Source organism: Kitasatospora sp. NPDC101108, from assembly GCF_055584725.1.
The window spans coordinates 250,446-267,442 of record NZ_JBVJLM010000011.1 but is presented as its reverse complement, the minus strand read 5'-3'; the positions used below and the strand labels follow the sequence as shown (position 1 = coordinate 267,442).

Sequence of the window (16,997 nt, the reverse complement as noted above, 5' to 3'; positions counted from 1 at the left end):
CTCGTCCCGGCACAGCGCCGTGAAGCAGGAACCCACCGAGACGGTCAGACGACCGTGGCAGGAATCCCGGTCCTTTAGGGCCGGGAGGACGTCAAACCCCCTCCGCACATGTGCCGATCGGCATAAAGCGATCACTGGGTTCGCGGGGTGGCCCTGCCGATCGGCAGGGGTCGGTCCCCGGGAGCGAGTGGGTGGGGCGCGGCGGGCAGAATGGGCCGCTATGGAGACGACGAACGTGACACCTGATCAGTTGCCCGTCGGGCGTGAAGTGCTGTTGGACGAGCCGGTGTCGCCGGTGGAGCCGATCTCCCGGGTCGAGGTGCGGAGGATCACCATGCCGCCCGGGTTCGCCGCCGGGTGGCACGTGCACAACGGGCCGGTGCTGGGCAGCGTGGTCGCCGGGTCGGTGCACTTCCAGGTCGAGGGCGGCCCTGAGACGGTGCTGACGGCCGGGGAGGTGTTCCACGAGCCGGTCGGCGTGCCGGTGCGCTTCGACGCCGGGCCGGAGGGCGCGACCTTCCTCGGGTACTTCCTGCTGGCGGACGGTGAGCAGCCGGAGATCGCCCTGGTGGCTGCGGCGCCGGTGGAGTGACCTGGCGGGGCGGGGCGGCGCGGGGGCGGTACGGGCCGCCGTTCCGCCCCCGCCGCCATACCGGGGTGCTACGCCCGGGCCGGGAGGCGGGTGCAGACCGCGCCCGTTGCCGGCGGCGTCGTCCCGACGCCCAGCGAGGCGAGTGTGAAGTCCGTGGTCAGCGCGTTGACGGCGGCGCTCTGCCGGACCAGGTAGTGGCTGCCGCCGGGCACCTCGTAGCGCGCGAGCTCTGGCGTGACCTGCCGGGCGCGCAGCGCGTACTCCAGGGACTGGGCGGCGCTCGCCGCGCTGCGGTCGGCCGTGCCGTGCACGATCAGCACCCGGCGCCCGGCGAGCTGTTCGACCCGGTCGCCGCTGGGCAGCCAGGGGGCGATCCCGGCGACCCCGGCGACGTTCGGGTGTCCCGCGCACCAGAACGCGGCCCGCCCGCCGAGCGAGTTGCCGATGAGGACCACCGGCGCGCCGGGGTAACGGCGTTCGAGTTCGTCGAGCGCCCAGTGGGTGTCGACGGCGGTGTCGGCGTCGGCGCCGTTCCAGCCGCTGTAGCGGTAGCGCAGCAGGTGCACCGCGAGGCCGTGCGGGCGGCCGCGGCCGGTGAGTTCGTTGGCGAGGCCCTGCAGGCCGAGTTCGGCGATCCGCAGCGGTCCGCGCCGGCTGCGGATGAATCCGCCGGGCAGCAGCAGGACGACGCCGGAGACCGGGCCGTCGCCCTCCCACGGGGTGAGTTGTGCGGTGCGCGGACGCTGCGCTCGGAACACGCCGGTCCTTCCTGGGGGACGGTGGTGCCTGGGGTGGACAGGCGGATTCTACGGTTCCGGCTGCGGCTCACGGTGCGTCAGGAGCGCCCACAGGACCCAACCGGTGACCCCGGTACGGGTGACCAGGACCTTCGCCCAACGGGAGCCGAGCGGTGAGGTCCAGGTGTCCACGACCTCGACCCGGTCGCCGGACTGCGCCAGCCCGATCGCGGTGTCGCCGCCGGAGTGGTCGACCCGGACGTTGGCGGCGCTCGCGGAGACCTCCCACCACCCCGTCCCGACCCGGGGCGCCTGCGGCTCGCCGGGGGTGACGGCCGCCGGGACCAGCAGGATGGCGAGGGAGACCACCCCCGCCGTCGCCCGGCCGATCACCGCCACGGCGGCCTCGGGGCAGCGCTGTGCTCGGGGCGTGCGGAAGCGGTGGGGAGCACGGGGATCACGTACAGCAGAACGAGCCGCCCGTCGTGCACGTACCGTCGCGCGCCGCTGCTCACTCGGTCGGGCGAGCGCACGCCCGGTGGTACAGCGGCGGTCACCTGGGTGTGCGTGTCAATTCGGCGTACGCCGCCACCAGTTGCGCCGTCGTGGCGGCTTCGGGTCGGTTGCGTCGAGCCGCTCCGGACGACGGCGGCCCGAACGGCGGCCTCGTGTGAGCGGGTTTGGCGTCCCGGTGGACGACTCCGGCCCGGTGCGCGGTGGCCGGTGCCCCGGCTGTCCGGGCGGACCGGTCGAGGGCCCTGGGCGGCGGAGGTGGTCCGTCGGCCAGGTGCCGGCGAACCGGGCGGCGTCCTTGGGGGATTCGGGGATTCGGGGATTCGGCGGTGCCGGGGCCGGTGCCCGTACCCCGACCGGTGTCAACCTGCCGGGTGGACGAGGGAGTTGGTCACCCGTTGCGCTCGGCGGACAGCTCGTCCAGGACGGCGGCGAGCAGGCCGGGGAGACGGGCGTCGAGGTCGCTCCGGCGGAGGGTGACCAGGCGGGTCTTGCCGCTGGTGCGGACAGCGACGACGCCCGCCTCGCGAAGGATCCGCCAGTGGTTGGAGAGGGTCGAGCGCGGGACGGTGATGCCCTCGGGACTGCAGGTGGTCTCGCCCTCCTCGGCGAGGCGGCGCACGAGTTCGAGGCGGACCGGGTCGCCGAGGGCGTGCAGGACGGCGGCGAGGTCGAAGTCCTCGGGGTGGGGCTGGGGCAGGGTCCGCATCGGGTTCCTCGGCTGGGCGCTGGCGGGCTCTGGTGGTGGGCCCTGTGGGCAGTCTAGTATCTCATTTCGATAGTTCGGGAAAGTCGAAATGATCTTGGCGAGCGATCGAGGCGATGGGAACGATGGATGCGATGAAGGTGCTGACGACGCTGGCGCGGGTGTACGTGGACGACCTGGACGCCGCCCTGCCCACGCTGCGCGAACTCACCGGCGAGGAACCGGGGTTGCGCTTCCCGTACGCCGGGGTGGAGGTCGCCCGGATCGGCGGCCTGCTGGTCGTCGCGGGCACGGAGGAGGCGTTGGCGCCCTTCCGCCGGGTGCAGGCCACCCTGCTGGTCGAGGGCCTGGACGGCCTCGGAGAGTTGCTTCGGGAGAAGGGCGGAGAGCTGCTGGACGGCCCCAATCAGGTGCCGACCGGGCGCAATGCCACCGTCCGGCACCCGGGCGGGGCTTTGTTCGAGTACGTCGAGTTCGCCAAGGACCGAGCGTCGTCCGCGAATTGACCGACCATGAGGTGAATCGGCAAGGAAGTCGGAACCGGCCTCGGACGCCCGGGAAATGGGGCTGCGGGTGGGGCGCGGCCCGGGGTAGGGTCCGCCGGTGACTGACGATCGTGGGGGAACGGTGGAGACCGGCGCCGAGAGGGCCGGAAGCGCCGAGGGGGCCGGAAGCGCCGAGGGTGCGGAGCCGGTCGCCGAACCGGGCGGTGGCGGAGCCGGGCCGCGGGTGGGGCTCCAGGTGGGGGCGGCGGTCGTGCTGGTGGGGGTGCTGTTCGCCGGGCTCTGGGTCCTGGCGAAGAGGGAGCGCGACGGCGTCGAACCGGCGAAGTGCACCGCCGCGACGGAGAAGGACTCGCCGAAGTACCCGACGCTGTGCGCCGCGCTCAACCGGCCCGACCTGCCGGTGCTCGTCGGGGTGCCGGAGGAGCGGGTGCTGGTGGCCCAGCCCGGGCTGTCGGCTGCTCTCGGACCGGGCCTGACCAAGGAGAACTACGGCGCGGCGGAGGTGCAGTTCAGGGAGCTGTACGTCGAGCTCGCCGACCACGGGGACGTCGACGTGGAGGACTTCGCCACGCCCGGCGACCCGACGATCGCGCGCACGCCCGTGCTCGGCCACCAGGCGCTGGTCCACCGGTCACCCACGATGCTGTTCTCGATCCCGCTCGGCGGCGGGAAGTCCACCTCCGGCACCGGCTCCGCCGCCCACTGCCTGGCCGTGGCGAAGAACCCGGACGGGACCGGGGGCACCTTCGAGGTCAGCATCTGGCGCAAGGACTCCGGGCCGATCGACGACAGGACCCTCTACCGGGTGGCCGAAGCGGTGCTGCCGGGCCTGCAGGGCTGGGCCGGCGGAACGCCGACCGCCGGAACGCCGACCGCCGGAACGCCGACCGCCGTAACTCCGACCGCCGTAACTCCGACCGCCGGACCTCCGACCGGCTGACCGGCGGAGGCGAGGGAGTGCACATGCTGCTGACGCTCACCGGGGGCGCCGGTGCGGGCAAGACGACGCTGGCCGCCGCCCTGGCCGGGATTCGTGACGAATGGGCAGGACCGCGATCGGTGACCCACGGCCGGCACCGCGATCGGTGACCCACGGCCGGCACCGCGATCGGTGACCCAGGGCCGGGGCCGTGGTTCCTAACGAACGGGCCGGTCAGGGCCTCCCATGTCCAGGGTGGGGCGGGGTTTTCCCTGCTCTTTGTTTAGGATCTTGCTCTGCTCTGCGACGATCCGATGATCGTCGCCCTACTGCGGGGGCGGCGCTTCGCAGGGGAGAGATCGGCATGGCCGAGCGGCCCGAGGACAGCGTCGTCCGGGCACGGATGGAGTGGGGCGCCAGGTTCGCCAGGAGTAGGGAAGCCTGGATGGTGGTCTCCGGCGGCGTCCTGGGGGCCATGTTCGCGAGCATGGGGATGGCGGTGGTGCTGGGCCCGGCGAACGGGTTCGGCGGCGACAGCCTCGGCTACCTGGGCGCCATCAGCATCCTCGGGCTGCTGCCCTGCGGCGCGGGCTTCGTCTGGGCGCTGATCCACCCCCGGCGCGGGCTCCCCGCGGCGGCCGTCGGCACCGTGCTGGGGCTGGGGATTTTCCTGTGCTTCGCGGGCGACGGCCTCAACGACTCCTGGAAGGCCCCGCTGGACCACCCCTCCAGCGTCCGCGCGGTCGGCAGCTGGACCAGCCGGGGCCTGGTGGTGCGGGTCCGCCCCGACCAGGTGGTGGCCTACCGCAGCGGCGGCGGGTCGGTGGCCTGGCAGTGGAAGCCGCCGGGCGAGGACTCCGTGTGCACGATGAGCCGGGGGATCGGAGCGGGTGGCGTCGGCCTGGTCGGCCACTCTCCGCACGGCAGGCCCTGCACGGCCGTGACGGCGCTCGACCTCGCGGACGGCAAGGAGGGGTGGACCGACACCGTGCAGGCCCCGGCCCGGGACGGGGACTCCGCGGATTCGGACCTCGTCGCGGTGGTGGGCGCCCAGGCCGTGCTGCAGGGCACCGACGGCTGGCGGGCGGTACGCCTGACGGACGACCGGGAGCTGTGGCGCAGCGCGCCCGACGCCGGGTGCACGCCGCTGGAGGTCGCGGGCGGGGGGCAGGACGTGGTGACGGCCGCGCGGTGCGGTGACGGCGCGGCGGTCCTGCGGTCGCTGGCACCGGCGGACGGAGCGGGTCGGGCGCGGGTCGACCTGCCGGTGGAGGGCGGGATCAGGAACCTCATGGTGGTGTCGGTCGACCCGCTCGCGGTCTGGGTCGACGCCCAGGCCGAGCGCGGCACCCATGCGGTGCTCAGCTACGACCGGTCCGGGAAGCAGCGCGCCTCGATCCCGGTCTCCGGCGACGAGTACGACCTGGACGTGATGCTCGGCGGGGTGCACGCCTTCGACGAGTTCACCGCCCGGCCGCTGTTCGGCGGCGTGGTGGTCGACGACCTGTTCATCGTCCCGGGTGAGAAGCCCGGCGACGTCAGCATCAGCGGCGGCATCCACCCGGGCCGCACGGCCACCGGACGGCTGGTCGCGTACTCCCTGGCGGACGGCAGCAAGCAGTGGACGGCCGGCCTGGACGACCAGGTGACGGGCGTGCTGGTGGACGGCGGCTCGGTGTGGGCGATGACCCGCGACAAGCTGACCCGGGTCGACGCGGCGACCGGCCGCCGCAGCCGCGAGCTGGACGTCAACGACACGGCCTCGCTGTACCCGGTGGATCTCGCGGTGGCGGGCCGGGAGCGGTTCACGGTGGTCGCGGAGGACGGGACCAGGGACGAGCCGCCGGTCCGGGGGATGAGCTGAGCGGGCCGCCGCGGGCGGCGTACGGCGCGGGCTGAGCGTTCCAGGCGGGTGTGTCAGGCTGGTGGGGGAGCACCGCCGAGGCCGGGAGGCTCGTGATGGCCGAGATCAGGGTGAACGGGGTCTCACTGCACTACGAGGCACGGGGCGAGGGCCCCGGTGTCGTCCTGGTGCACGGTTCGTGGAGCGACGCGGACTCCTGGGCGCGGGTGCTGCCGGGCCTGGCCGAGTCCACCACCGCCGTCGCGTACGACCGCCGGGGCCACAGCCGCAGTGAGGACCTGCTCACCCAGGGTTCGGTGTACGAGGACGCGGCCGACCTGGCCGGTCTGATCCAGGGGCTCGGCCTCGCACCGGCCTTCGTCTACGGGGACTCCTACGGCGCCCTGATCACCCTCCGGCTCGCCGCCGCCCGGCCCGACCTGCTGCGCGGCATCGCGGTGCACGAGCCTCCGGGCAGCGGCGTCCTGCTCACCGACCCGGACCTGCGGCCGATCGGCACCGCCTTCGCCGACCGGATCGCCGCCGTCCGGGAGCTGCTGGAGCAGGCCGAGTCCGCCGCGGCCGCCGAACTGTACGTGGACAGCCTGGCCTTCGGCCCGGGCGCCTGGGAGCAGCTGCCGGCGCCGGTCCGGCACACCTACATCCGCAACGCGCCCACCTACCTGGACGAGCTGCGCGATCCGGACGCGCTGGACCTCGACCTCACCGGGCTGACCCGGTTCACCGAGCCCGCGCTGCTCACCCAGAGCGACGACAGCGTGCCGATGTTCGGTGCGGTGCTGGACCTGATCGACCTCGCCCTGCCGAAGGCGGAGCGGCACGTGTACGGGGGTGCCGGTCACGCCCCGCACCTGTCGCAGCCGGAGGAGTGGGTGCGGGTGGTGCTCCCGCGCGCATTGGTGTGAACCGAGTCCGAGGGGCGCGAAAACGAGGGTGCGCGCCGTAGCCATGCGCCTGCCGCCGGGCCACCCCTATCGACCCGCCAGCAGCTCCTCCCCGCGCGGCGTCCGCCGGTACAGCACCTCCCGCCCGCTGCGCACCCGGCTCACCAGGCCCGAGCGGTGCAGCACCCCCAGGTGGTACGAGACCGTCCCCGCACTCAGGTAGTGCCGGGCGGCCAGCGCGGCGGTCGTCGCCGGACCGACCAGTGCGGCCAGCAGGTCCGCCCGGGTCGGCCCGAGCAGCTGGGCCAGCGCGGGCGCGGGCGTCTGCGGGACGGCCGCCGGCGGCGCGATCGGGTACATCAGTGTCGGCGGGCGGTGGCAGCCGTCGACCGGATCCAGGATGACGTGGATCCGGCGGCTCACCAGCGTCGGCATCAGCAGCACCATCCGGGCGGCCAGCGTCACCTCGAAGCGGCTCTCCAGCCGGATCAGCCCGTCCGACCAGGAGAGCTGCGGCGCGAGGGAGTTGAACAGCGCGCCGGAACCGTGCCGGGCGAGGAAGCGGCCCCGCTGGTCGATCTCGGCGTCCAGCACCGCCCGGGCGTCCGGCCAGTACGGCGCGAGCGCCAGCTCCCAGTACCGGCCCAGCTCGTCGGCGATCCGCTCGGCGAAGTGGCGCGGGCCGCGCTCCAGGCCGCGCAGCACCGCGTCCGGCACCGGACGGCCCACCAGATTGGCGGCGGCGATCCCGCGCCGGACCGTCTCCAGCTCCGCCCGGACCCGGTCCGGGTCGGTGCGGCGGACGGCCTCCAGCTGCTCCGCCACCGTCGGCTCGGGGCCGGTGGGGTGGGGGGAGAGAAAGTCGGGGATGTAGCCGCCGTCCTGCTCCAGCGCCAGCCCCGACAGCAGCTCCAGCTTCTCCCGGCGCAGCACCCGGCGGGTGCGGCTCACCCAGGCGTACGGGCCGGTGCGGGAGTTGAGCCCGGAGGCCATCAGGGTGTTGACCGCCTCGTGCAGCGGCGAGACCGCGAACCGGGTGCGGGCGAGCCCGGCCGAGTCGATGGTAAGCCGGATCATGCCGTCGTCCCCCTCCCGGACCGTTCGAAGGAGTCGGTTTTGTCGGCCTTTCGGACCGTGACCCTTCGACCCTGGTCGAATCCTTCCACGAACGCTCGCGTTCGAAGTCGCCCCCGCCCAAGCTGATTCCCGTGACCGCGTCAGCACGGACGCGGCGCGAGCGGAAGGACGAACATGACGAGCAAGCGAGGCCGCATCGCCGCCCTGCTGGGCGCCGTCGCGGTGGTCGCCGGCACCACCCTGGCCACCCCCGCCGCAGCGGCGCCGGACCGGTCGGCCGACGCGCACCGGCGGGGCGGCGGGATCACCGGCCAGGCCCCCTGCCAGGGCGCACCCGAATTCACCTGCGGAACCATCACCGTGCCGCTCGACCACGGCGGCCGGACCCCCGGCGACCTCCGGCTCGACGTGGCGATGACCGGCAACGCCGACGCCCCCAAGGGTGACCTGCTGTTCCTCACCGGCGGCCCCGGCCAGCCCGGCGTGCCGCTGATCCGCCGGATCGCGAGCAAGATCGAGCCGCTCCTGAAGGACTACCGGCTGGTGATGTACGACCAGCGCGGCACCGGCGAGCGCGCCCTGCAGTGCCCCGGGCTCCAGGAGGACATGGGCTCCTCCGACCTCGCCGTGCCGCGCAAGCAGTCCATCGCCGACTGCGCCACCGCGCTCGGCCCCAACGCCCGCTTCTACAGCACCGCGGACACCGTCGCCGACATCGACCTGCTGCGCCAGGCCCTCGGCGACCACCGGCTGACCCTGGACGGCGTCTCGTACGGCACCTTCGTCGCCGAGCGCTACGCCCTCGCCCGGCCCGCGCACGTGGCCCGGCTGGTGCTCGACTCGGTGGTGCCGCAGGGCGGTTACGACCCGATGGACCTGGTCGCGCTGCCCGCCACCGCCCGGGTGCTGCGCACCGCCTGCCAGGCCACCGGCTGCACCACCGACCCGGCCGAGGACCTGGCCGCCACCGTCCGCCGGTACGGCAACGGGGCGCAGATCCTGGACGCGCTCACCAGCTACGAGTTCGCCGACCCCAACTACGGCGGGGTGCCGGAAGCCCTGCACGAAGCCGCCGGCGGGCACCCGCAGAAGCTCCAGGCCTTCATCGACCAGGTGCACAAGGGCGACGCCGCCCCGGCCGAGGCGCTCAGCCAGGGCCTGCACGCCGCCACCCTGTGCGCCGACGGGCGCTACCCGTGGGGCTCCTCGGACACTCCGGTCGACGGCCGGGCGGAGGCGCTGGCGCGGACCCGGCAGGACCTGACCGCCGAGCAGACCTGGCCGTACGACGCGGCGACCGCGACCGGGCTGGGCAGCCTGCTGGTCTGCCAGGACTGGCCGCGCGAGCAGGTGCCGCCGCTGCCGCCGGCGCACCGCAAGCTGCCCGACGTGCCGGTGCTGCTGATCGGCGGGGACCGGGACCTCTCCACCCCGTACGAGTGGCTGTACCAGCAGGCGGCGCTGACCCACGACCCGCGGATCGTGATCGTCCCGGGTGCGGCGCACTCCGTACAGACCCGGGCGGCCGACCCGGCCGGGCGGCAGGCGGTCTACGACTTCCTGCTCAAGTAGCGGGGCCGCCGGCGGTCCGTTCCGCACAGGGGACGGAACGGCCCGCCGGAGCCTCAGCGTCCGGCCGCGCCCCAGCCGTCGTCGGGCAGGGCGCGGTCGGGCTCGGGGCAGTCGGGGTGGTCGTAGCCCCAGAGGCTGACCTTGTGCAGCAGCCGGTCCGGGAAAGGCGGTTGGTCCTGGTCCGGCTGGTCGACCAGGACGAAGCCGACCCGGACCTCCTCGGCCGGCGCGACCTCCAGGGTCCGCTGTCCGGGGATGTTCTCGTAGGTCACGGTCTCCCAGGAGCAGCCGGCGGCGGTCAGCGCGCCGATCAGCGCGGACTCGGTGACGCGGGTGTCGTACGTCCGCAATCCGCCGCCGTCCACCGGTAGTTCCAGCTCGCCGTGCCAGGCCGGCAGGGAGAAGGAGCGCAGCCGGCGGCAGCGGCAGAAGACCGTCCAGGCGTCGCCCCAGCCGAAGGCGTGCGGCCAGCGGCTCTGCTTGTGGACGCGGCCCGAGTCGTACGGGTCGCCGAAGCGGGTGGCGAGCAGCGGCAGCGAGGCGTCGTAGCGCAGGCCGCCGAGGTCGGCGGTGGCGGCGAGCTCGGTGAGCAGGGCCAGGAAGTCCGCCGCGCCGGTGGGCACTTCGGGCGTCATCCCAGGCACCCGCGCACCGCCTCGATCAGCCGGTTGGCGCGGGCGTCGCCGTGGCCGATCATCCGGTTCGCCACGTAGCCGAAGCCGACGCCGAACTCGTCGTCGCCGAAGGCGAACTGGCCGCCCGCGCCGTCGTTGCCGAAGCTGCGCGCGCCGAGCAGCGGGCGGAACGCGGGGGAGTCCAGCAGCAGCCCGGAGCCCCAGCGGGCGCCCATGTCGAACCCCAGGAAGCCCTGGCCGGCGGAGAGTTCGCGCACCGCGTCGGTCACGGTGTCGTGCGAGAGCAGACGGGGGGCGCCGTCCAGGCCGGTGGCGGCGGCCGCGTAGAGGCCGGCCAGTCCGGTGGCGGAGGCGACGGCGCCCGCGCCGGGCAGCTCGATCGCGTGCAGGGCCGGGTCGTTCCAGCCGTGCGGCACGTCCAGGCCGGGAAAGACCAGCGCGCCGTTCATGGTGACGATCCGGGTGAGCAGGTGCTCCGGACCGGGCATCGGGCGGCGGCCCTCCGCCTCCACCAGCCGGGCGAGGCGCGGGAGTTCGCCCTCCGGCAGTCCGATCCACACCGGCAGGCCGAGCGGCTCGGCGATCTCCTTGCGCAGGAACGCGCCCGGGGTCAGGCCGGTGATCCGGCGGATCACCTCGCCGACCGCGAAGCCGAACACATGGCCGTGGTACTCGTAGGTCGTTCCGGGCTCCCAGAGCGGCTGCTGCTCCTCGATCGCGCGGATCACCGGCTGCCAGGCGGCGATCTCCTCGAAGGAGAGCACCGCGTCCAGGGCCGGGAGACCGGCCCGGTGGCCGAGGATCATCCGGGTGGTGACGGCCTGCTTGCCGGTGCGCGCGAACTCGGGCCAGTAGCGGGCGATCGGGGCGTCCAGGTCGAGCAGGCCGCGCTGGGCGAGCAGCAGGGCGCTGATGCTGACCGCGCCCTTGGCGCAGGAGAACACCGGCACCAGGGTGTCCTGGGTCCAGGCCCGGCCGGTGCGCTGGTCGGCGGTGCCGCCCCACAGCTCGACCACCTTGCGGCCGTTGACGAACACCGTGACGGCGGCGCCGAGTTCGGGGAAGTCGGCGAAGTTGCCGGCGAAGGCGTCCGCGACGGCGCCGTAGCGGTCGTCGGCCCAGCCCTGGTACTGCTGCATGGGTGCTGCCCCGTTCTGCTCGCGTGGCGCCCGCGCACTGCGTCCGCCAAGATCATCGACCGGACCACGGTACGGGGTACCGGCGGCCGTGACGAAGGGTTTTGGCAGGCCCGGGACGGGTGGGGCCGGTGTGACGGCCGCAGCGTCGCGCCGGGACGCTAACCGGCCGTCACGGTTCGGCGGACACGGCGGTGCGGCCAGGCGGCGAGCGCGAGCGCGGTGCCGATGCCGACGAAGGCCGCCGCACCGGCCGGGGCCACCCAACCGGTCAACGGGGCGGGGTCGGAACCGCTGCCGACCGCACCGAGCAGGGCGGTGAGCAGGCCGTAGGGGATGAGGAGGGTGCCCGCCCAGGCGGGGGCGAGCAGCAGGCGACGGGGGAGGGGGCGGGCCGGGGGGCGGTGGGTGAGCAGCAGGGCGAGGGCCACGCCGGTCAGTGCCAGGAGGGCGGTGAAGTCGATGCCGTGCCGCGCCAGCCAGATGAGGGCGGTGGGCGCGCCGTTGCGCCGGAACTCGTCCGCCATGTCGAAGCCGTCGGCCATCCCGGCCCGGCCGCCTGCCGCCCAGTAGGACTTCAGCGCGATGTAGGGCAGGGCGAGGCAGGCGGCCAGGGCGACGGCGCGGGGGTGGTGGGTGGTCATGTCCGCTCCTTCGGTCGGTGGTGATCCAACCGTCGCGGAGACGGGCCCTGGTGGGCGTCCTGCTCGGGTAGTGCTGGGGGCGGCCTCCTCCCTCGGGCGGGGGAGACACGGAGGGGGAAGTCGGCCGGGCCGACTTCCCCCTCCGGAGATGGCAGTGGTGGTCAGGCGGTGAAGCGGGGGTCGCGGGCTTCGATGGCCTGGATGAAGGCGGTCCATTCGGCCTGGTCGAAGGCGAGGTGGGGGCGGTTGGGGTCCTTGTCGTCGCCCACCCAGACGTCACCGTTGTCGAAACGAGCGACGACCACGCAATTGCCATTGGAGTCGCCGGAAAAAGGGGACTTGACCCAGGCGGCAGAGGCGGGGTCGTGGTCGTAGGGGTCGTGCTGCTCGCTCACGTGATCTCTTCCAACTTGCGTTCAAGGGCGGCAACGGTGGCGTCGGGTGAAAGTGCGCACCGCTTCAGTCGGGCGAAGGCGCGCTCGGCGCGGCGGACCTCGCGTCCCGATTTACGCGGGAGCATACCGCCGACTGCTTCTACGAATGAGAAGCCCTCACCCGGCTCTCCAGGGAAGCGGAGAAGCGTTAGTCCAGACGCCAGAATCCCAGGCCGTCCGGCACTCAGCGGAACCATTCGAACGGTGACGTTCGGGTACTGAGCCACCTTGATGACGTGCCGGATCTGACCAGCCAGGACTTCCTCGTCACCGCCGACGAGGAGAGCGACTTCGCTGAAGTAGGCGTCGAGATTGAGCAGCGGTTCGCGCGTGAGGCGGCGTTGGCGCAGGACCCGGATCTCGGCGGCGGCCTCGTTCTGGTCTTCGCTGAGACCGTCAAGGCCACCGGCGATGACCTCGCGGGCGTAGTCCTCGGTCTGCAACAGACCAGGGAACGCTGACAGGTAGTAGTCGAGCATCTGAGTCGCATCGGATTCGAGGCTCAGGTACTCGGCGAACGCCGAGCTGATCGCGTCGGCGAACTCATGATCCTGCCACCAGTGCCGTGAAGGGCTGTCCGTGGCGAAGGCCTCGATCTCGGCTCTCTCTGGTCCCGCCACCCCGCAGTGGTCAAGGAATATGGCCAGTTCGGCGGCAGTCACCGGTAGCAGCGCGCGCTCGATCTTGCTGAGGCGCGCGGGGTTCCAGCCCTTCAGGCCGGCGGTCACCTCGGCAAGCGTCTTGTTGTTCTCGGTTCGCCACGCTCGTAGCTCGTCTCCGAGGCGGATCTGCCTGATCGCTGACGGGTCCTTGCTCAACACGTCCCTCCCATGGTCCGCGCTCAGTCTCGCTGCTCGCGCTGCGGAGGCTCAAGCCGGCCTTCAAGATCAACTAATTTATTTTCTGCTTGTTGTCGTTCGGGTTGCAAATTCGATTTTTGATCCCCCACACTCAACGTGACCGCACGAACACGCCACTGAAGGTGTGGGGTGACTCATGTCCACCTTGCGTAACCCGGTCCTCCGAACCTGGGAGACCGCCCTCACCGAGCACTCGACCTCGGTCCGCACCGCCCGCCGCCTGATCCGCGAACAGCTGACCTCCTGGGGCTGGACCGGCGACCCCGTCGACGACCTCGAACTCATCGCCTCCGAGCTCGTCACCAACGCCGTCGTCCACGCCTGCCAGGGGCACGGCGAAATCCGCGTCTCTCTCCAGGAGTTCGACGGCGACTGCCGCCTCGAAGTCTGGGACCCGCGCGGTGACCTCCGGGTCGACCGGCCCCGCCCGCGCCGCTTCGGCGAGGGCGGCCGGGGCATCGAACTCGTCCGCCGACTCGCCTTCGACTTCGGCGTCATCGCCCGTCGTGGCGCGGGAAAACGAGTCTGGGCCCGCGTCCTGCTCGAACCCGCCGACGACCTTCCTCCGCCCGGGAGTTGATCCCCATCAAGCTCGCCCCCACGGCTGCGATCACCGCCGCCGGCCTCGCACTCGCCTGGTTCGCCTCGGGTCTCGTTCCCCCGCGCGAGCCGGCCACCGCCGATGTCGTCTGGTGGAGCACCCTGGCCGCCGCCCTGATGACCGGCTTCAGCCGCCACAACGGCCCCACCGATGACGACGATTGATCCGAGGCGTTTCTCCCATGCCCGACCTGCACCCCGCCGCGATCGCCTTCCGCGACCCGGCCGCCCTCCTGGCCCGCTGTGAGATCGGCGGTGTCCGGCGTCTCTACCACGAGCCCGGCTACGAGAACGGTGCCGTGCTGCCTGCCGGTGACTGGGCCCCGCTGTCCGAGGACCTCCCCGCGCGGTACGCGCCGAGCATCTTCACCAAGGACAGCGGCCTGGTCGAGTTCTTCCGCCTCCCCGCCACCGTCACCAGCCGCCACCTGCTCGCCGCCCTGGTCGGCGACCTGGGCGACCCCCACCCCGTCCGGCTCCCGGTGACCGACGACCCGCCGGGCGAGCCCGTCACCCACCGTTCGCCCGAGCGCGGCCTGCGCCCCGGTCTGCACATCGACAACCACCAGAACCTGCCCTGCGCCGAACGTGATCTGGCGCGCCGCCGACTCTGCGTCAACCTCGGCCCCGGCGACCGCCACCTCCTGCTCGCGACCCGCGACATCACGTCCATCTGCCGCTCGGTGCGCGACCGCTACGAGACCCACCGCCCGCACACCGACGACCTCCGCCTCTACCTCGGTGAGCGGAAACAGTTGAGCGTCCTGCGCATCCGGATCTCCCCGGGCGAGGGCTGGTTCGCGCCGACCACTGTGCTCCCGTACGACGAGTCCACCGAGGGGCAGTTGCTTCCGTCGGCCACGGCCTCCTGGCTCGGGCACTGGGAGCGCGGGCTCTTCGGTCCGCTGATCTGAGAAATCGGTCACTCTCCGTGCGCACTTCCAACGGTGGGGCGGGCGCGAGCCGCACCGTTGCGCACTTTGGAGTGCGCCGAAACTGAGGGGCGCGCATGGATCACCACGCGCCCCTTCTCGCGCCGCAACGTCGACAGCGGGCGCGGGGTCTTCGGTCCGCGCCCGCCGCGGGAGTCTGGCGGCCGGTCGGTCTGGGCAGGCTCGGTCAGACACATACGTACGCAGGGAGCTGCTGATATGACCGCGGTGCACGAATCCGTACTCGACGCGATCGGCGGGACGCCGCTGTTCCGCCTCGCCCGGCTCGGCGCCGGGATCGCCGCGCCGGTCTACGCCAAGGCGGAGTTCCTCAACATCGGCGGCAGCGTCAAGGACCGCGCCGCGCTGTCGATGATCCTCGCCGCCGAGCGGGAGGGGCTGCTGGCGCCGGGCGGGACGATCGTGGAGGCGACCTCCGGGAACACCGGGATCGGGCTGGCCATCGTCGGGCGGCAGCGCGGGTACCGGGTGATCGCCGGGGTGTCGGACAAGGCCTCGGCCGAGAAGGCGGACATCCTGCGGGCGTACGGCGCCGAGGTGGTGCTCGCGACGACCTCGGTGCCGCGGGAGGATCCGCGGCACCTGTTCAACGTGGTCCGGCGGCTGACGGAGGAGATCCCCGGGGCCTGGCTCGCCAATCAGTACGACAACCTGGCCAATCCTGACGCCCATGTCCGGACCACCGGCCCGGAGATCTGGGAGCAGACCGGCGGCCGGGTGACCCACTTCGTGGCGGGCGTCGGCACCGGCGGCACCGTCACCGGCACCGGCGGGTACCTCAAGCAGGTGTCCGGCGGGGCGGTGACCGTGATCGGTGCGGACCCGGAGTCCTCCTCCTACGGCGGCGGGGACGGCAGCCCCTGGTTCGTCGAGAGCATCGGCCACTTCCTCCACCCCGAGACGGTCGAGGACCGCTGGCCGCAGGCCTACCGCGCGGAGGTGGTCGACTCCTTCGAGCGGATCCCCGACCGCGAGTCGCTGCTGACGGCCCGCCGGCTCGCCCGGGAGGAGGGCATCCTGGCCGGGCCGTCCTCCGGAACGGCGGTGGCGGCGGCGCTGCGGGTGGCGCGCCGGCTGGGGCCGGACGACCTGGTCGTGGTGCTGCTGCCGGACTCCGGCCGCTCCTACCTGTCCAAGGTGCACAGCGATGCCTGGATGCGGGAGTGGGGCTTCCTGGAGGAAGGCGCGGAGGGCCTGCGGCCGTTGCTGGAGGCAGCCGGCCCGCTGGTGTCGGTGGCCGCCGACGCGACCGTCGGCGCGGCGCTGGAGCTGCTGCGGTCCGCGCCGGGCGGCATCGCCCCGGCCGTACTGGCGCGGGTGGAGCGCCCGTACGGGGTGGCCGCGACGGAGGTGGTCGGTTCGGTGTCCCAGGAGGTGCTGGCGGCGGCGCTGGCCGAGGGTGCCGCCAAGCCGGACGACCCGGTGCGCCCGCTGCTCGGCCCGGCCCTGCCGGGGGTGGGTGTCGGGCAGCCCGTCGCCGAGGCGCGCGCGGCGCTGGCCGGTGGGCACCCGGCCGTGGTGGTGCTGGTGGACGGCCGGGCGGCCGGGGTGCTGTCGCGTGACGTCCTGAACTAACTCTCGGTCGTGGGCGCCAGGACGGCGAGGATGACCCGGTCCAGGGAGCGGTCGAAGGCCTGGTCCGGGTCGGCGGGCGGTCCCGGGGTGGCGAAGGCCTGGGCCAGGTTGGGGTAGTCGCCGCTCATCGCCGCCCGGGTGAGGTAACCGACCAGCTCCGCCTGCCACTTGGCGCCCGAGGCCGCCGTCTGCTCGTACTGGGCGAACTGGCAGACGAAGCCGTTGAACATCGCCATCGCCTCCATCCGCGCGCCGCCGGGCAGGCCGGTGGGGGCGGTGACGGCGAGGAAGTGGTCGGTGTAGCGCAGAGCGTTGGGGCCGATGCCCGGGCGGGCGATGACCAGCGCGGGCAGCCAGGGGTGGCGGCGGAAGATGCGGAGCTGCTCGTGCCCGAGGCGCGCGAGATCCGCCCGCACGTCGCCGCTCGGCCCGGGTGGCAGCCGGTACTCGGCGCAGGCCGCGTCGAGCATCAGGTCGAGCAGGTGCTCCTTCTTCGGCACGTAGTTGTAGAGCGACATGGTGCCCGCGCCGAGCGCGGCCGCGACCCGCCGCATCGAGACGGCTTCCAGGCCCTCGGCGTCGGCGATGGCGATGGCGGCCGCGGCGATCGAGTCGCGGCTGTGGGCCGGTCGGGGGCCGCGCCCGGTGCGCTCTGGGCGCAGCCAGATCAGTTCGGGGGCCTCGGGCGGCACCGGCCTGCCGGGCTGCTCCGCGCTCTCGGGGTCGGTGGGGCCCGCTGGACTGCTGGGGGTGTTGCTGGACGGCACTGGAAGATCACCTCGCTCACCCA

General features: G+C 73.3%; 21 protein-coding genes. 11 read left to right on the top strand and 10 right to left on the bottom strand.

The window, feature by feature from the left end:
- Positions 1–220 precede the first annotated feature (220 nt).
- The gene (locus ACZ6Z8_RS24510; RefSeq protein WP_465612212.1) at positions 221–592 is read left to right on the top strand and encodes a cupin domain-containing protein; all 372 of its coding nucleotides are present in this window, start codon (positions 221–223) and stop codon (positions 590–592) included.
- A gap of 68 nt (positions 593–660) precedes the next feature.
- Here ACZ6Z8_RS24510 and ACZ6Z8_RS24505 read toward each other — a convergent pair whose 3' ends face one another.
- The 3 genes from ACZ6Z8_RS24505 to ACZ6Z8_RS24495 form a co-directional block, all read right to left on the bottom strand.
- Complete coding sequence (locus ACZ6Z8_RS24505; RefSeq protein ID WP_465612211.1) at positions 661–1,350, bottom strand: alpha/beta hydrolase; 690 nt, start codon at positions 1,348–1,350, stop codon at positions 661–663.
- A gap of 48 nt (positions 1,351–1,398) precedes the next feature.
- Complete coding sequence (locus tag ACZ6Z8_RS24500) at positions 1,399–1,728, bottom strand: SH3 domain-containing protein (RefSeq protein ID WP_465612210.1); 330 nt, start codon at positions 1,726–1,728, stop codon at positions 1,399–1,401.
- 505 nt (positions 1,729–2,233) lie between these two features.
- On the bottom strand, positions 2,234–2,551 hold the full coding sequence (locus ACZ6Z8_RS24495) for an ArsR/SmtB family transcription factor (protein WP_465612209.1): 318 nt from the start codon (positions 2,549–2,551) through the stop codon (positions 2,234–2,236).
- Positions 2,552–2,682: 131 nt separating this feature from the next.
- Between ACZ6Z8_RS24495 and ACZ6Z8_RS24490 the strand changes: the two genes are divergently transcribed.
- The 5 genes from ACZ6Z8_RS24490 (at position 2,683) to ACZ6Z8_RS24470 (ending at position 6,742) form a co-directional block, all read left to right on the top strand.
- Positions 2,683–3,054, top strand: a complete 372-nt coding sequence (locus ACZ6Z8_RS24490) for a VOC family protein (RefSeq protein ID WP_465612208.1) — start codon at positions 2,683–2,685, stop codon at positions 3,052–3,054.
- A 97-nt stretch (positions 3,055–3,151) separates the two neighbouring features.
- Positions 3,152–3,994 carry a DUF6215 domain-containing protein gene (locus tag ACZ6Z8_RS24485; RefSeq protein WP_465612207.1) on the top strand — a complete coding sequence of 281 codons (843 nt, stop codon included), beginning with the start codon at positions 3,152–3,154 and terminating at the stop codon, positions 3,992–3,994.
- Between the two features lie 23 nt (positions 3,995–4,017).
- Positions 4,018–4,143 (top strand): hypothetical protein, encoded by a 126-nt coding sequence (locus ACZ6Z8_RS24480; RefSeq protein WP_465612206.1) that lies wholly within the window; start codon positions 4,018–4,020, stop codon positions 4,141–4,143.
- A 194-nt stretch (positions 4,144–4,337) separates the two neighbouring features.
- Positions 4,338–5,837, top strand: a complete 1,500-nt coding sequence (locus ACZ6Z8_RS24475; RefSeq protein ID WP_465612205.1) for an outer membrane protein assembly factor BamB family protein — start codon at positions 4,338–4,340, stop codon at positions 5,835–5,837.
- Positions 5,838–5,932: 95 nt separating this feature from the next.
- The gene (locus ACZ6Z8_RS24470) at positions 5,933–6,742 is read left to right on the top strand and encodes an alpha/beta fold hydrolase (RefSeq protein WP_465612204.1); all 810 of its coding nucleotides are present in this window, start codon (positions 5,933–5,935) and stop codon (positions 6,740–6,742) included.
- A gap of 66 nt (positions 6,743–6,808) precedes the next feature.
- Here ACZ6Z8_RS24470 and ACZ6Z8_RS24465 read toward each other — a convergent pair whose 3' ends face one another.
- Positions 6,809–7,798 (bottom strand): ArsR/SmtB family transcription factor, encoded by a 990-nt coding sequence (locus ACZ6Z8_RS24465; protein ID WP_465612203.1) that lies wholly within the window; start codon positions 7,796–7,798, stop codon positions 6,809–6,811.
- A 174-nt stretch (positions 7,799–7,972) separates the two neighbouring features.
- Here ACZ6Z8_RS24465 and ACZ6Z8_RS24460 point away from each other — a divergent pair, with 174 nt between their 5' ends.
- Positions 7,973–9,370: an alpha/beta fold hydrolase gene (locus ACZ6Z8_RS24460; protein WP_465612202.1), complete on the top strand. Its 1,398-nt coding sequence runs from the start codon at positions 7,973–7,975 to the stop codon at positions 9,368–9,370.
- Positions 9,371–9,423: 53 nt separating this feature from the next.
- On the opposite strand, the gene ACZ6Z8_RS24455 is transcribed toward ACZ6Z8_RS24460, so the two are convergent.
- From ACZ6Z8_RS24455 to ACZ6Z8_RS24435, 5 genes are all read right to left on the bottom strand, one after another.
- Complete coding sequence (locus ACZ6Z8_RS24455) at positions 9,424–10,005, bottom strand: hypothetical protein (protein WP_465612201.1); 582 nt, start codon at positions 10,003–10,005, stop codon at positions 9,424–9,426.
- Complete coding sequence (locus ACZ6Z8_RS24450) at positions 10,002–11,144, bottom strand: serine hydrolase domain-containing protein (protein WP_465612200.1); 1,143 nt, start codon at positions 11,142–11,144, stop codon at positions 10,002–10,004. The genes ACZ6Z8_RS24455 and ACZ6Z8_RS24450 overlap by 4 nt, the downstream gene beginning before the upstream one ends.
- A 158-nt stretch (positions 11,145–11,302) precedes the next feature.
- On the bottom strand, positions 11,303–11,785 hold the full coding sequence (locus tag ACZ6Z8_RS24445) for a hypothetical protein (RefSeq protein ID WP_465612199.1): 483 nt from the start codon (positions 11,783–11,785) through the stop codon (positions 11,303–11,305).
- 161 nt (positions 11,786–11,946) lie between these two features.
- On the bottom strand, positions 11,947–12,180 hold the full coding sequence (locus ACZ6Z8_RS24440) for a DUF397 domain-containing protein (RefSeq protein ID WP_465612198.1): 234 nt from the start codon (positions 12,178–12,180) through the stop codon (positions 11,947–11,949).
- Positions 12,177–13,037 carry a helix-turn-helix domain-containing protein gene (locus tag ACZ6Z8_RS24435; protein WP_465612197.1) on the bottom strand — a complete coding sequence of 287 codons (861 nt, stop codon included), beginning with the start codon at positions 13,035–13,037 and terminating at the stop codon, positions 12,177–12,179. Before ACZ6Z8_RS24435 ends, ACZ6Z8_RS24440 begins: the two co-directional genes overlap by 4 nt.
- A 178-nt stretch (positions 13,038–13,215) precedes the next feature.
- Here ACZ6Z8_RS24435 and ACZ6Z8_RS24430 point away from each other — a divergent pair, with 178 nt between their 5' ends.
- The 4 genes from ACZ6Z8_RS24430 (at position 13,216) to ACZ6Z8_RS24415 (ending at position 16,207) form a co-directional block, all read left to right on the top strand.
- A complete protein-coding gene (locus ACZ6Z8_RS24430) occupies positions 13,216–13,659 on the top strand; it encodes an ATP-binding protein (protein WP_465612196.1) in 444 nt (147 codons plus the stop codon).
- Positions 13,656–13,844, top strand: a complete 189-nt coding sequence (locus tag ACZ6Z8_RS24425; RefSeq protein WP_465612195.1) for a hypothetical protein — start codon at positions 13,656–13,658, stop codon at positions 13,842–13,844. Before ACZ6Z8_RS24430 ends, ACZ6Z8_RS24425 begins: the two co-directional genes overlap by 4 nt.
- Before the next feature lie 17 nt (positions 13,845–13,861).
- Positions 13,862–14,593 (top strand): hypothetical protein, encoded by a 732-nt coding sequence (locus ACZ6Z8_RS24420; protein ID WP_465612194.1) that lies wholly within the window; start codon positions 13,862–13,864, stop codon positions 14,591–14,593.
- Positions 14,594–14,830: 237 nt separating this feature from the next.
- Positions 14,831–16,207 (top strand): pyridoxal-phosphate dependent enzyme, encoded by a 1,377-nt coding sequence (locus tag ACZ6Z8_RS24415; RefSeq protein ID WP_465612193.1) that lies wholly within the window; start codon positions 14,831–14,833, stop codon positions 16,205–16,207.
- Here ACZ6Z8_RS24415 and ACZ6Z8_RS24410 read toward each other — a convergent pair.
- The gene (locus ACZ6Z8_RS24410; RefSeq protein WP_465612192.1) at positions 16,204–16,974 is read right to left on the bottom strand and encodes a TetR/AcrR family transcriptional regulator C-terminal domain-containing protein; all 771 of its coding nucleotides are present in this window, start codon (positions 16,972–16,974) and stop codon (positions 16,204–16,206) included. The genes ACZ6Z8_RS24415 and ACZ6Z8_RS24410 overlap by 4 nt on opposite strands.
- Positions 16,975–16,997 lie beyond the last annotated feature (23 nt).

Excerpts from the sequence above, each read along its gene's own strand:
- ACZ6Z8_RS24510 (WP_465612212.1), top strand. The coding sequence starts at position 221 with ATGGAGACGACGAACGTGACACCTGATCAGTTGCCCGTCGGGCGTGAA.
- ACZ6Z8_RS24495 (WP_465612209.1), bottom strand. The coding sequence starts at position 2,551 with ATGCGGACCCTGCCCCAGCCCCACCCCGAGGACTTCGACCTCGCCGCC.
- ACZ6Z8_RS24490 (WP_465612208.1), top strand. The coding sequence starts at position 2,683 with ATGAAGGTGCTGACGACGCTGGCGCGGGTGTACGTGGACGACCTGGAC.
- ACZ6Z8_RS24480 (WP_465612206.1), top strand. The coding sequence starts at position 4,018 with ATGCTGCTGACGCTCACCGGGGGCGCCGGTGCGGGCAAGACGACGCTG.
- ACZ6Z8_RS24475 (WP_465612205.1), top strand. The coding sequence starts at position 4,338 with ATGGCCGAGCGGCCCGAGGACAGCGTCGTCCGGGCACGGATGGAGTGG.
- ACZ6Z8_RS24470 (WP_465612204.1), top strand. The coding sequence starts at position 5,933 with ATGGCCGAGATCAGGGTGAACGGGGTCTCACTGCACTACGAGGCACGG.
- ACZ6Z8_RS24465 (WP_465612203.1), bottom strand. The coding sequence starts at position 7,798 with ATGATCCGGCTTACCATCGACTCGGCCGGGCTCGCCCGCACCCGGTTC.
- ACZ6Z8_RS24460 (WP_465612202.1), top strand. The coding sequence starts at position 7,973 with ATGACGAGCAAGCGAGGCCGCATCGCCGCCCTGCTGGGCGCCGTCGCG.
- ACZ6Z8_RS24455 (WP_465612201.1), bottom strand. The coding sequence starts at position 10,005 with ATGACGCCCGAAGTGCCCACCGGCGCGGCGGACTTCCTGGCCCTGCTC.
- ACZ6Z8_RS24450 (WP_465612200.1), bottom strand. The coding sequence starts at position 11,144 with ATGCAGCAGTACCAGGGCTGGGCCGACGACCGCTACGGCGCCGTCGCG.
- ACZ6Z8_RS24445 (WP_465612199.1), bottom strand. The coding sequence starts at position 11,785 with ATGACCACCCACCACCCCCGCGCCGTCGCCCTGGCCGCCTGCCTCGCC.
- ACZ6Z8_RS24430 (WP_465612196.1), top strand. The coding sequence starts at position 13,216 with ATGTCCACCTTGCGTAACCCGGTCCTCCGAACCTGGGAGACCGCCCTC.
- ACZ6Z8_RS24420 (WP_465612194.1), top strand. The coding sequence starts at position 13,862 with ATGCCCGACCTGCACCCCGCCGCGATCGCCTTCCGCGACCCGGCCGCC.
- ACZ6Z8_RS24415 (WP_465612193.1), top strand. The coding sequence starts at position 14,831 with ATGACCGCGGTGCACGAATCCGTACTCGACGCGATCGGCGGGACGCCG.